Below are 11,825 nucleotides of genomic sequence, written 5' to 3' on the forward strand. Positions count from 1 at the left end.
TCGGTGCCCCGGTCAAGCGGTCACTGATCGCCTACGACCACTGACCAGGGCACACACTTTCCCATCAACGATCTAGGGTCGTGCGGACGCGTCCGTTCGAAGGGAGCTCCGTGGCCAGCCAGAAGGAACGCATGCTCGCCGGTGAGCTCTACCAAGCCGACGGCCCCGAGCTCCAGGCAGATCTCGTCCGTGCCGAGAAGCGCGCCGAGGCGTTCAACAACGCCTCCGTCGATGATCCGGCCCGCACGGAGCTCCTGGCTGAGCTGGTGGGCGAGCTGGGTGAGGACACCTGGGTCCGTCCGCCCCTGCGGGTGGACTACGGCTACACAGGAACCAGCGGGCGCCGCGAGGCGCACCGCGCCTACAGCCGCGAGGCTGTGGGAATCCCCGGGGAGGACGTCAACGGATCAGCATCGGTCCGCGTACGCTCGTCAACTGCGGCGCGGTGATGCTGGACGTGGCCCCGATCAGCATCGGCGCGGACGCGCGGATCGGCCCGGACGTACAGCTGCTCACCCCCACCCACCCCGTCGACTCTGAGCAGCGGCGTGCCAAATGGGAGGCGGCCGAGCCGATCACCGTCGGCGACAACGTGTGGCTGGGCGGTGGGGCCATCGTCTGTCCGGGTGTGACGATCGGGGAGAACACCGTGGTGGGCGCCGGCACGGTGGTCACGCGTGACCTGCCCGCTGACGTGGTGGCGGTCGGCAACCCGGCCCGCGTCGTCCGTCACCTCTGACGCGGACCGCCTGTGGCCGCTCCGCCCCCCGCTGGGGCGGCCACAGGCGGTCCGCGGTGGCCTCGCGTCCCTGGCCCTGGCCTGGCGTGCGCGAAGACCGTGGCCGTCCCCCGGTGTGGCGCCACCGGGGGACGGGGACTGGGGCCTACCTGGCCGTGGCGGGTTCGGGGCCACCGGTGGCGAACTGGGTCCGGTACAGCTCGGCGTAGCGGCCGTCCCGGGCGAGCAGTTCGGTGTGCGTGCCGCGCTCCACGATCCGCCCGGCCTCGACCACGAGGATGGCGTCCGCGGCGCGGACCGTGGAGAGCCGGTGGGCGATGACCAGTGCGGTCCGCCCCTCCAGGGCCTCGGCCAGGGCTGCCTGCACCGCGGCCTCGGAGGTGGAGTCCAGAGCCGAGGTCGCCTCGTCCAGGATGACCACCTCGGGTGCGGCCAGCAGCAGCCGGGCGATGGTCAGGCGCTGGCGCTCACCGCCGGAGAACCGGTACCCGCGCTCACCGACCACCGTGTCCAGCCCGTCGGGCAGGGAGGCGACGAGTTCGTCGAGGCGTGCGCGGCGCAGTGCGTCCCACAGCTCCTCCTCGGCGGTATCGGGCCGGGCCAGTGACAGGTTGGCGCGGATGGACTCGTGGAAGAGGTGCCCGTCCTGGGTGACCATGCCCAGGGTGGCGCGCACCGAGTCGAAGGTGAGGTCGCGCACGTCCACCCCTGCCAGCCGCACGGCGCCGGAGTCCACGTCGTGCAGTCGCGGGGCCAGTTGGGCGATGGTGGACTTGCCCGCCCCCGAGGAGCCGACCAGGGCGACCGTCTGTCCGGGTTCGATCCGGAAGGAGACCCCGTGCAGCACGTCGCGCTGCTCGGTGACGTCCAGGGTGGCGACCTCCTCCAGGGAGGCCAGCGACACCTTGTCGGCGGTGGGGTAGGCGAAGGTGACGTCGTCGAACTCCATCGAGACCGGTCCGGCGGGGACCGTCCCGGCTCCGGGGCGCTCGTCCACCAGCGGCTTGAGGTCCAGGACCTCGAAGACCCGGCTGAAGCTGACCAGGGCGCTCATGACCTCCACGCGGGCGCTGGCCAGGGCGGTGAGCGGGGCGTACAGGCGGGTGAGCAGCATGCCCATGGACACCACGGTGCCCGCGTCGAGCTGGCCGCGCATGGCGTAGAACCCGCCCATCCCGTAGACCAGGGCCAGGGCGAGCGCGGAGACCAGGGTCAGGGCGGTGAAGAAGACCTCCTGGACCATGGCGGTGCGCACGCCGATGTCACGGACCCGTCCGGCCCTGCGGGCGAACTCGGCGGACTCCTCCTGCGGGCGACCGAAGAGCTTGACCAGGGTGGCGCCGGGCGCGGAGAAGCGCTCGGTCATCTGGGTGCCCATGGCGGCGTTGTGGATGGTGCGCTCGCGTTCGATCCGGGCCAGGCGGGCGCCCATGCGGCGGGCGGGTACCACGAACAGCGGCAGCAGCACGAGCGCGAGCAGCGTGATCTGCCAGGACAGGGCGAGCATCACCGCCAGGGCCAGGACCAGGGTGACCAGGTTGCTCACCACACCGGAGAGCACGTCGCTGAAGGCGCGTTGGGCGCCGATGACGTCGTTGTTGAGGCGGCTGACCAGGGCGCCGGTGCGGGTGCGGGTGAAGAAGGCGACCGGCATGCGCTGTACGTGGTCGTAGACGGTGGTGCGCAGGTCCAGGATGAGGCTTTCGCCGACGCGGGCCGAGAGCCAGCGCACGATCAGCCCCAGGGCGGCTTCGAGAACCGCCACGGCTGCGATGAGCCCGGCCAGGAACAGCACCGGCCCCAGGGCGCCGCCGCCGGTGATGGCGTTGACGACCCTTCCGGCCAGGAGCGGGGAGGCCACGGTCAGGACCGCGGTGAGCACGCTCAGGGCCAGGAACCAGCCCAGGTGCCGTGCGTGGGGTCGGGCGAAGGAGGCGATCCGGCGCAGGACGGGTAGGGAGAAGGGACGCTGGTCCTCGCGGGCGTGCATCGCGTGGTAGATCGAGCTCCACGCGGCCATTTCCATGCTCATGGTCGTCCACCGGGTTGTCGGGGTTGTTGCCATGAACCGTAGAACCTCAACAAATATTGAGGTCAAACCCCGGTGCGAGAACTATCCGCGCGTGCGCCCCGCGGTCAGAGCACTGGTGGCGTTGGCCGCCACGACCGCAGCGATCGCAGCCCAGTCCACCAGGTCCAGCTCCTGGCCCAGCACCACCAGCCCAGCGAGGGCCGCCATCACCGGATGCACGCTCATGAACAGGCCGAAGAAGCGGGCCGGGACCCGCCGTAGGGCCGAACAGGTCCCCCAGGAACGGCACGGTCGAGGACAGCACACCCACCGCCGCGGCACAGGCCAGGGCGGCCGGTGTAGGCGGGTGGTGCCAGAGCACCCACGCCCCCACCGGCGCGAACAGCAGGGCGGAGATCCCGGCTGAGGCGGCTGAGCCCTCGATACCCGACACCCTGCGCCCCACCGTCCGGTTGAGCAGGATGTAACAGGCCCAACAGGCGGCGGCCAGCAGGGCCAGCGCCATGCCGGCGTGGTCGCTGCTGGGCTGCGGGCGCATCAACACCGCCACCGCGCCCCAGGCCGCCAGGGCGCACACCAGGTCCACCTACCGGCGCGAAGCAGCCAGCGCCACGGCCAGCGGACCGAGGAACTCCAGCGAGAGCACCGTGACCCAGTACCGACGCGACGGCATCGCCTTTCGACTGGTGGGAGACGCCCCGCGCGTCCCGGTCCGGGTGATCTGGCGGCGCCACGACCCCCATCCGGCCACCTACGCGGCCGTGGCCCTGCTCTCGGACCTGTACGAGCACCAACCGGCTTCCCGAACCTGAACACGGGAGGTGCCCCCACGTCAGGGACCTCGTCCGCCCGAGAGGACGGTCGGGGCGCTCCTTTCGGCCCCTCCGGTCGTGGCGCACGGCCCCCGGACTCGGGGGACACCGCGGTGCACACCCGCACGCTGGCGTCCTCGGGGGCCGGTAGCGGGTGTCGGCGACGACCTGGGCAAAAGGAGCGTTGGTCGTGTTCACGCACTTGAAGCTACGCCTGGCGGCACCCGCGGTCAGGGCTGCACGCGTGAGGACCGGCGGTGGTGCTGACCCCATCCGCGACCGGCGCCGGACCGAGCCGGGAGCCGGTGTCAGAGGCCGTCCAGGAAGGTGCTGGCCCCGTCGAGGAGCCCGGTCGACCACAGTCCGTGCCGCAGAACCAGGAAGCCCGCGATGCCGAGGATCCAGCCCATGGCCTCCCGGGAGCCGGACTCGGCCTTGGCGCGCCAGCGCTCCAGGCGCGGGCGCAGGCGTTCACCGAAGGCACGGTGTCCCAGGTAGAGCAGGATCGGCGGGAGCACCATGACGGTGTTGTAGGCGGCGAGCACGGGTACCCACGCGGCGGCGGACAGCCCGGCGGTGGTCATGATGGCGATCGCACCGAAGTAGGGAAGGGCGGTGCCGCCCTCCAGCAGGCCGGTGGCCAGCCCCAGAGCGACCATCGTGGTGGTGCGCAGTGAGGCGGGCCTGCGCTGTGCGCGCGGTTTGCCGGGCATGAACAGCGCGTAGGCGAGCATGCCCCCGCCCAGGACCACCATCGGCCATCCCAGGGCGGGGCTGTCAGCGAAGCCGTCCAGCGCCTCGAACAGAAAGCCGAAACCGAGCATGAGCGCGCAGCCAAGGGCGAAGTAGAGGGCCGCGACGGTGCCGAGGTAGGCGAACAGGGGGAGAGCCACCGAGCGCTCCCCGCTGAGTAACACATACAGCGAGAGTCCGATGGTGGCGGGACTGAGCGTGTCCAGCAGGGCCAGTCCGGCGACCGGCACCAGGACGTCGATGGGCGGCATGGCGCTCTCCCTTTTTGTCACAGCTGTGCTAAATAAAATAACACGTGTGTGCTAGAAAAGGGGAGTGCCCAAGATCGTCGATCACGAACAACGTCGCCGGGAGCTGGCCGACGCCCTGTGGCGGGTCATCGCCGGGTCGGGCCCGGCCGCGGTGTCCATCCGCTCCGTCGCCGCCGAGGCCGACTGGTCTCCCGGAGCGCTGCGCCATTACTTCCGCACACGCGAGGACCTGCTCGTCTTCGCCATGAACCTGTCCGAGGATCGCGTCACCGAACGCATCCTGGCGCTGCGGCACACCCAGCCGCCCGACGCACCTCTGCTGGACCGGGTGGCCGAGTACGCCGAGCAGCTCCTGCCCCTGGACGAGACCCGTCGCGCCGAGCACCGGGCCTGGGAGGCCGCCGGGATCCTGGGAGAGCGCGACCGCGACAGGGAACAGCGCTGGAACAGCCAGCGCAGGCTTTACCGCCAACTGGTCGCGGCCATCACCGGGCTGCCGACGCAGGACCCCTTCCAGCCCCACTCCGACCCGTGGACGGAGGAATGGTCCGGCTACCTGCACACCCAGGTGGACGGGCTCGCCCTGCAACTGATGGTCACCCCGGGCATGACCGACCCGGACGACGTCCGGCACCGGCTACGCGCCTTCCTCTCCCGTGTCGAGGAGGCCTGGCGCCACCACACCGGTTCCTGACCGGCGCCCTCCGGACCCGTACGCGTCCACGCGCATCCCCATGTCGCCCTTTTGCGGCAAGGGTCCGTATTCTCCGCTGTGACTGGTGGTCGATACTGGGGGGCACCAGTGGCCGCAACCAACGGGGAGATGCGCGTGACCAGCAGTCAGACCAGTGAAACGGCATCCGGTTCCCATCTCGAACCGACCTACAGACACGCCGTGGCCGAAGACGTCCCCGCCCTCGTCGAGCTGGTCAACTCCTGTTACCGGGGCGACTCCTCCCAACAGGGCTGGACCACCGAGGCCGACCTGCTCGACGGCCAGCGTGTGGACGCCGACGGCATGACCGAACTGCTGGGGCGCACCAACACGATCGTCCTGGTCGCTGAGGCCGGGGGACGGATCGTGTCCTGCTGCGAGCTCCAGCGCAGTGTCAACGGTGCCTATTTCGGCATGTTCTCGGTCCTGCCCACCATCCAGGGCGGCGGCTTGGGCAAGCGGGTCCTGGCCGAGGCCGAAAGCACCGCGGCCCAGGAGTGGGGCTGCCGCCTGATGCGGATGAAGGTACTCAAGCAACGCCCGGAGCTGATCGCCTGGTACGAGCGGCGCGGCTACACCAACACCGGCAAGACCGAGCCCTTCCCCTACGGAGACGAGAGTTTCGGTCTGCCCAGGCGCACCGACCTGGCCTTCGTCGAGCTCACCCGTGAGCTGCCCGCCTCCTGAACCGGTGGCAGCTGATCGGTCGGACCCGCGGGCCCGACCGATCAGTCCTGTTCGAGGTTGGCCGACATCCGCTCCAGAACGCTGACGGCGGCCCGGTACTCCTCGGCGCTGATCCCGCGCGAAAGGCGGCGCCGGGCGTCCTGCACCTTGACGAAGAGGGCCTCGTGCTCGGTCTCTCCCGCCGAGGTCAGCTCCAGAGAGACCAGCCCCTCGACCCAGCCGCGCTGGCGCAGCTGATCGACCACCGGGGTGACGGTGTACTCGTCCTCGTCCAGGAACGGGGCGAGCCTGCGGTCCAGGTCGGCGATCGTTCCGGGTTCGGTGTGCAGGGAGTTGAGCACCTGCCAGTGGCGGCGCCCCAGCTCCTCCGAGGCCAGGACCCTGTCGAAGTCGTTCTCAATGAGCCGATCCAGGTGTTTGAGCCAGTAGCCGATCGGTAGGTCGGACACGGTGCCTCCTCCAGTACGGCGTGATCGGGCTGCCACATCTTCCCGATAGGTCAAAGATATATCGCTGGCTTGCGGCTTGCCAGTGCACGGGGAAAGTGTCGCTGCTGCCCGCTGTCAGACCCGGCACAGGACGGCGCCGCGCGGGACCACGAACACCCCGTCGGGATCCTGGCTCCAGGCCGTCCAGCCCGCAGAGATACGCTCCAGGTCCTCCGCGGAGGCGTAACCCTCCTTGACTGCCTGGCGGCCCATGTCCGACTCCAGGATGCGCCTGGCCCACATACCACCCCACCAGGCACGGCGGTCAGGGGCGGAATGACTCCATACCTCGGCCACGTAGGTGACGTCGGTGAACCCGGCCTCGCGAGCCCAGGCCGCCATGCGCCGCCCCGCGTCGGGTTCGCCGCCGTTGCGGCGCGCGACCTGCTGGTAGAGGTCCATCCACTCCTCCAGCTCGGGCAGGCGCGGGTACCAGTACATGCCCGAGTAGTCGCTGTCGCAGGCGGCCACGACCCCGCCGGGCCTGGCCACCCGGCGCATCTCGGACAGGGCGCGGACCGGATCGCTCACGTGCTGTAGGACCTGGTGGGCGTGGACGACGTCGAAGACGTCCTCTGCCAGACCCAGGTCGTGGATGTCACCGACCAGGAAATCGATGTTGCCGACTCCGGCCTCCTCGGCGGTATCGCGGGCCAGGTCGACCGCCTCGGCCGAGGCGTCCACCGCGGTGACCGGGCCGGGGGCCACCAGCCGGGCGAGGTCAACGGTGATACTGCCCGGACCGCAGCCCACGTCCAGCAGGGAGCGACCGGGGACCATCTCATCGAGCGCGTAGGCCGCTGAGTTGTCCGCGTTGCGCCACCGGTAGGAGTTGGTGACCGTGGGGTGTTGGCCGTGGGTGTAGCGCGCCATGAGGCCCTCTCCTGATCGCGGAGTGTACCGACAGGGCGGATCCTACACTGGCATCTCTCTTTATGAGATAGGACTCTCATAATGCAAGACGGATTGGCGTGTCACCTGACCGGAGGCATGCCGCCGCGGGGCGGGCGAGGCGTCGCCGAGATCGTCACCCACGCGCCTTGGCAGGGTGTTGGCAAGGAGTGTGTCACCAAGTGCCAAGTAACCCGCGAGTAACTTAGTCGGGGTTCGTGGCTGGTGTCGTATTTCTGGAAACATGGATGTGGCCTCGGGGTTTGAGTGGCGCGGGACCTCCAGCGCTCAGGCGATGACGACGGGGGCGCCCTCGGGGGCGTTGAACAGCACCTCGGGCAGGTAGTCGGAGGCGACGCCTATCCGCCAGCCGTGCACCTGGACCGCCAAGGCCACCAGCGCGATCGTCCCCATCGGCAGCAGCGTCCGCGGTGCCGGCCGCTCGGCGGCGTCCAGAGCCCGGCGGTAGTGCTCCAAGTGCTCGCCTAGGGCGCGCTCGAACACCTGCTGGTCGTCCTGCAGCAGCACACGCAACAGGGACTGCTCGGCGGTTAGTTCTCCGGCGGCGTCCAGGGCCTTGGCCGCCTTGGTGCGCTCGGTCACACCGGGCCTGCATAGCGCGACCTCAGGCAGATGCCGACGATCGTGCATAGGGGTCAGGTACAGGCGCAGCGCATCCATCTGTGCCAGACCGGCCGCCGCGCCACGCGAGCCTGTCGACACGGTCACGTGTTCGACGATGGGCGCGTTGTCCTGCCGCAGCAGTGGCCCGATCACCCGGTCCCGCTCCCAAACGAGACCGCTGACCAGGCACAGCTCGAACGCCTCCACCCAGATCGCCGGGGTGAGCTCCAGGTCGACCGTGGGACGGAAGCCCAGGTCATCGTCGTCATAGCCGTCCATGTTGGACAGTACATCGCCCAGCAGCGGCAGGGGGATCCTGAGGTCTCCTTCGGGCATGATCAGGCAGTCCATCACGCCGTTGGCTGCCTCGGCCGCGGTGAGCAGGACCCTGAGAGTGAATGCCGGGTCGGTGTCGAACGCCGGGTCGTCCAGGGAGTGGGCGGCCACGTGGTCCACCAGGTCGCGGCTCAACTCCTGAAGTCTGCTCACCAGCGACGGCCCGTAGTGCAACTCGGGCAGGTGAGCGGCGGCGCGCTTGCGGATACCCGTCAAGGCGTGGTCGATCTGTTGGTTGTCCACGCTGTGTCGGCTGACGTGTCGCAAGGGGCCGCTCTTCCCTGGTTGTCTGTGTTCGGCGGCCGCACGCTACCAGGTGCTACGACACGGGGCGCGCGGGTGATGTGAACGCGGATCGAGAAGCGGCCGCAGTGGTGCGGCCACGAGCCCGACACCCTCGTGGAGGATGTGACACCTGTCGGGACTCACCGTTCCGCTCCTACCCGGACCCCTAGTGAAACCATGGGCTTCGGAAGGCTGTTCGGTGAACGCCGGCCACGGAAGTGGGCGACCATGGGTCCATGACCCTCCGTCTCCGAGAGCCCAAGATCGATCTCGGCACCCCCCGGCTCTATCGCGAGGACCTGGAAAAGATCGCGCGGATCGTGCGCGATGCATGCGAACGCCAGGTCGAGATCGAGTTCATCGATAAGCAGGGCAATGTCGCTGACACTGACGATCCGTCCGATTTCGCCGAACACCACGACAAGGAAGGCACCTCCGAGGTCCTTAAGCACCTGACCAACCCCGACAACGCCACCCGCGGCGCCGCGAGCCAGGTCCAGGCCCTGTGCGAAGAGCGCTCTCACAGGAGCAGGAGAACGCGCGCGATCCTGGGCCCGTGGCTCGTTTTCGTCCTGGCCCTGTTCTACACGGCTGCGGCCGGCCTGCACGCCTTCCTTGACTTCGGGATCGACGGCTCGGTGGATGAAATCTCGCAGCTGATGCTCGTAGGGGTGCCCGCGTGCGGCCTTCTCTGGTTACTACTCCTGTGGAGTCGGGACGACGTGGGTGCGCCTGTGCTGGTGAACGCTCCTCGCGCGGAGCGATCGTCATGGTGGCAGCGACAGCGTAAGGATGTGCTCTTGCTCTTCATCGGTGGATGTATCGGTTACGGGGTGAACCAGATTCCGGCCGTGGTCCAGCTACTGGGCGAGCAGAGCCCGGTTTCTGACCTCCGATAAGCGGGATCAATCGTAGGTCAGCTTATCGAAACCCAGAATTCGGAAGGCTGAAGACGCAGACCTTCGACGCGCACAGAACCTGTGCCACCGGTGTCGCTCCGCTGAAGTGGTTCGCTGAGGGGCTCTGGGATCTTGAAACGGGTGCTTGGCATGGGTCTCTACATCTACACCGGTGTACCCGTGCGCCGGTGTTCGGGTACACCAGCGCACAGGCATGACGCAGGGCTACCTCTTCGTCGTCGGGGCTGAGACTGGCAGGAGCCGATGATCGACTGATCTGTATTCCTGTGGCTCCCACTGCTCCGGCCACTGTGCGTGGTCACTGAGGGCGTAACAGCTTCAGGTCTCACCCGACCGAGCAACAACTATCTTGGTGCCATGGCCAAGTTGCACGATGTCGTATTCGACTGCTCCCATCCCGCCTCCTTAGCCCGCTTCTGGGCAGAGTCCCTCGAAGGGTACGAGGTTGCTCCCTACGATGACGAGGAACTCGAAAGACTGCGACGAGAGGGGATCGAAGATCCCGAGAACGACCCTTCCGTCCTCGTCCAGTCAGTTTCCGGAGCCGCCCCCCGATTGTTCTTCAACAAGGTCCCCGAACGGAAAAAGACGAAGAACCGGGTGCACCTGGACCTGTGGGCCGAGGATGTCGAGACCGAAGTGGAGCGGCTCACCCGCTTGGGCGCCAGCAGGAAGGCCCGCGTCCAGGACTGGGTGGCGATGGCCGATCCCGAGGGCAACGAGTTCGACATCCTGCCCGCAGAATGAACCGCGCTCCTCTTAGCGCTTGCGCGGCAGTCTCTCCTGGCACACCGGCTCCCGGTACAGGGGGAAGCGAGACCATTCGGGTGCATCGGGCGTCCGGCCCGGCGGCCGGGGAAGAGCCAGGGCGCCCCCCGGTTGGTGGTGCTCATGTTGGTCCGCCGCACTCTAGCTCGCAGCAGCAGGTCAGCGAACGGTTCGGGGACCGGAACCGGTCAACCCAAGCGTGCGGAGCCGATGACATTCTCACTCAACCCGTACACCGGAACGGGCGGCGTCTCACTCAATCCGGGCGGTGGTCGCCAGCTAGCCGTCTGAGTCGGCGGGCGACGGCGGTGCCTCGAGGACGAAGAAGAGGAATCCGATCGTGGTCGACAGGCCCTGGAAGTCGTCGGGGAACATCTCACGGGCAGCCGGGTCGGGCTGCGGCTCACTGATGACGGAAAGGCGGAAGCCAGCGGCGGTAAAGGCATCGGTCATCGCGTGCAACGGCCGGCGCCAGAACTTCAGCAGGACGGACTTTCCGCTGAACGTGAACTCGTCGGAATAGCTGGTGGTTGCGAAATAGTCGGGCCGGGGGTCCTGAATCGCGTAGTCCACGAACGGGTGCTGCACCGACGCGATCAGCCGACCGCCGGGCCTGAGTACGCGCCGCATCTCGGCCAGCGTCGGCCCCCAGTCCTCCAGGTAGTGCAGCACCAACGACGCGACCACGTCGTCGAACGCACCGTCGGCGAACGGGAGGGGGTCGCTCAGGTCGACCACGTGCAGGTCCGCGTCGTCCCCGAGCCGCCGCCTGGCCAACGCCAGCATCCCGGCGCTGGCGTCAATGCCGGTGACGTCGGCACCGCGGTCGCGCAGAGCAGCGGACAGAGGGCCCGCGCCGCAGCCGGCGTCCAGGATCCGGCGGCCGGCCACGTCTCCAGCGAGGGCCACCATCGCGGGCCGCTCGTAGTACGCGTTCTGGATGTTGTTCTCGTTCTCCGCCGAGTACGACTCGGCGAAGCTGTCGTAGTCATTCGCCTGGGCCGGATCAGCAGGCTGGGAGAGAGCCTCGGGCATGTCGGTTACGCGGTCCATCGTCGCAGCCTAGCTTTCACAGGACCCGCCGAACAGGCCCTAGACGAGAACGCGGGGCCGTTGCGCTCCCGGGCAGCGGCCTGCCTGATGCTGCTCTCCGCCCAACCCAGGGTGCCGGTAAGGAGCATGTCACCAGGTGCCAAATAACCCGCGAGTAACTTACGGGTTAGGCGTGCAACCAACCCCAGCGCCCCGGTTCTCCCGAAGCTACGGCGAGCCGCAAGGCAAGGGACGGACAGGATACGCAGGGGAGGGGTGACGGAGCCCTCCGGCGGCATCCGAGTACGGCCTGACCGCACTGGTAACCGCAGTTACCGGGGCCAGAAACGTGCGATACCGGGACGAACCACGCTAGATCGTTAGACCACTCGGAAACCCCGGAATGGTCTACCTCCTGATCAGCGGAAACGCTGTCCCATTGCCGCTTTCCGGCGTACTTGACTCGCTCCCCAAGGTGGCCGGTCCGGCCGA

At 68.5% G+C, this 11,825-nt stretch carries 12 protein-coding genes and 2 pseudogenes; 6 read left to right on the forward strand and 8 right to left on the reverse strand.

Translation table 11 applies throughout. The features are described from left to right. The first annotated feature begins 131 nt into the window (after positions 1–131). Positions 132–739, forward strand: a pseudogene (locus AC0T5L_RS26335) (sugar O-acetyltransferase). A 145-nt stretch (positions 740–884) separates the two neighbouring features. Here AC0T5L_RS26335 and AC0T5L_RS26340 read toward each other — a convergent pair. The 3 genes and pseudogenes from AC0T5L_RS26340 to AC0T5L_RS26350 form a co-directional block, all read right to left on the reverse strand. Next, positions 885–2,771 carry an ABC transporter ATP-binding protein gene (locus AC0T5L_RS26340; protein WP_476168189.1) on the reverse strand — a complete coding sequence of 629 codons (1,887 nt, stop codon included), beginning with the start codon at positions 2,769–2,771 and terminating at the stop codon, positions 885–887. 81 nt (positions 2,772–2,852) lie between these two features. Continuing rightward, the gene (locus AC0T5L_RS26345; protein WP_476168218.1) at positions 2,853–2,996 is read right to left on the reverse strand and encodes a hypothetical protein; all 144 of its coding nucleotides are present in this window, start codon (positions 2,994–2,996) and stop codon (positions 2,853–2,855) included. A 112-nt stretch (positions 2,997–3,108) separates the two neighbouring features. Then, positions 3,109–3,309 (reverse strand): annotated as a pseudogene (locus AC0T5L_RS26350) (EamA family transporter); the annotation flags it as partial. On the opposite strand from AC0T5L_RS26350, the gene AC0T5L_RS26355 reads away from it, so the two are divergent. Next, positions 3,275–3,583 (forward strand): hypothetical protein, encoded by a 309-nt coding sequence (locus tag AC0T5L_RS26355; protein WP_476168219.1) that lies wholly within the window; start codon positions 3,275–3,277, stop codon positions 3,581–3,583. The pseudogene AC0T5L_RS26350 and the gene AC0T5L_RS26355 overlap by 35 nt on opposite strands. 308 nt (positions 3,584–3,891) lie before the next feature. On the opposite strand, the gene AC0T5L_RS26360 is transcribed toward AC0T5L_RS26355, so the two are convergent. Further along, positions 3,892–4,587 (reverse strand): GAP family protein, encoded by a 696-nt coding sequence (locus AC0T5L_RS26360; RefSeq protein ID WP_476168190.1) that lies wholly within the window; start codon positions 4,585–4,587, stop codon positions 3,892–3,894. A 64-nt stretch (positions 4,588–4,651) separates the two neighbouring features. On the opposite strand from AC0T5L_RS26360, the gene AC0T5L_RS26365 reads away from it, so the two are divergent. Together AC0T5L_RS26365 and AC0T5L_RS26370 are read left to right on the forward strand one after the other, a co-directional pair. Next, positions 4,652–5,281 carry a TetR/AcrR family transcriptional regulator gene (locus AC0T5L_RS26365; RefSeq protein WP_476168191.1) on the forward strand — a complete coding sequence of 210 codons (630 nt, stop codon included), beginning with the start codon at positions 4,652–4,654 and terminating at the stop codon, positions 5,279–5,281. A gap of 129 nt (positions 5,282–5,410) precedes the next feature. Further along, positions 5,411–5,989, forward strand: a complete 579-nt coding sequence (locus tag AC0T5L_RS26370; protein ID WP_476168216.1) for a GNAT family N-acetyltransferase — start codon at positions 5,411–5,413, stop codon at positions 5,987–5,989. Positions 5,990–6,030: 41 nt separating this feature from the next. Here AC0T5L_RS26370 and AC0T5L_RS26375 read toward each other — a convergent pair whose 3' ends face one another. The 3 genes from AC0T5L_RS26375 to AC0T5L_RS26385 form a co-directional block, all read right to left on the reverse strand. Beyond that, a complete protein-coding gene (locus AC0T5L_RS26375) occupies positions 6,031–6,438 on the reverse strand; it encodes a MarR family winged helix-turn-helix transcriptional regulator (RefSeq protein WP_476168192.1) in 408 nt (135 codons plus the stop codon). Between the two features lie 114 nt (positions 6,439–6,552). Continuing rightward, a complete protein-coding gene (locus tag AC0T5L_RS26380; protein ID WP_476168193.1) occupies positions 6,553–7,350 on the reverse strand; it encodes a class I SAM-dependent methyltransferase in 798 nt (265 codons plus the stop codon). Positions 7,351–7,656: 306 nt separating this feature from the next. After that, positions 7,657–8,595 carry an immunity 49 family protein gene (locus AC0T5L_RS26385; RefSeq protein ID WP_476168194.1) on the reverse strand — a complete coding sequence of 313 codons (939 nt, stop codon included), beginning with the start codon at positions 8,593–8,595 and terminating at the stop codon, positions 7,657–7,659. Between the two features lie 254 nt (positions 8,596–8,849). On the opposite strand from AC0T5L_RS26385, the gene AC0T5L_RS26390 reads away from it, so the two are divergent. Then, positions 8,850–9,512, forward strand: coding sequence for a hypothetical protein (locus tag AC0T5L_RS26390; protein WP_476168195.1), 663 nt, complete (start codon positions 8,850–8,852; stop codon positions 9,510–9,512). Positions 9,513–9,890: 378 nt separating this feature from the next. Further along, a complete protein-coding gene (locus AC0T5L_RS26395; protein WP_476168196.1) occupies positions 9,891–10,280 on the forward strand; it encodes a VOC family protein in 390 nt (129 codons plus the stop codon). A 300-nt stretch (positions 10,281–10,580) separates the two neighbouring features. Here AC0T5L_RS26395 and AC0T5L_RS26400 read toward each other — a convergent pair whose 3' ends face one another. After that, a complete protein-coding gene (locus tag AC0T5L_RS26400) occupies positions 10,581–11,354 on the reverse strand; it encodes a class I SAM-dependent methyltransferase (protein ID WP_476168197.1) in 774 nt (257 codons plus the stop codon). Between the last annotated feature and the right edge of the window lie 471 nt (positions 11,355–11,825).

The sequence above is a fragment of the Nocardiopsis sp. TRM 82005 genome (assembly GCF_056312425.1).

Excerpts from the sequence above, each read along its gene's own strand:
- AC0T5L_RS26340 (WP_476168189.1), bottom strand. The coding sequence starts at position 2,771 with ATGAGCATGGAAATGGCCGCGTGGAGCTCGATCTACCACGCGATGCAC.
- AC0T5L_RS26345 (WP_476168218.1), bottom strand. The coding sequence starts at position 2,996 with ATGAGCGTGCATCCGGTGATGGCGGCCCTCGCTGGGCTGGTGGTGCTG.
- AC0T5L_RS26355 (WP_476168219.1), top strand. The coding sequence starts at position 3,275 with ATGCCGGCGTGGTCGCTGCTGGGCTGCGGGCGCATCAACACCGCCACC.
- AC0T5L_RS26360 (WP_476168190.1), bottom strand. The coding sequence starts at position 4,587 with ATGCCGCCCATCGACGTCCTGGTGCCGGTCGCCGGACTGGCCCTGCTG.
- AC0T5L_RS26370 (WP_476168216.1), top strand. The coding sequence starts at position 5,411 with ATGCGCGTGACCAGCAGTCAGACCAGTGAAACGGCATCCGGTTCCCAT.
- AC0T5L_RS26380 (WP_476168193.1), bottom strand. The coding sequence starts at position 7,350 with ATGGCGCGCTACACCCACGGCCAACACCCCACGGTCACCAACTCCTAC.
- AC0T5L_RS26390 (WP_476168195.1), top strand. The coding sequence starts at position 8,850 with ATGACCCTCCGTCTCCGAGAGCCCAAGATCGATCTCGGCACCCCCCGG.
- AC0T5L_RS26395 (WP_476168196.1), top strand. The coding sequence starts at position 9,891 with ATGGCCAAGTTGCACGATGTCGTATTCGACTGCTCCCATCCCGCCTCC.
- AC0T5L_RS26400 (WP_476168197.1), bottom strand. The coding sequence starts at position 11,354 with ATGGACCGCGTAACCGACATGCCCGAGGCTCTCTCCCAGCCTGCTGAT.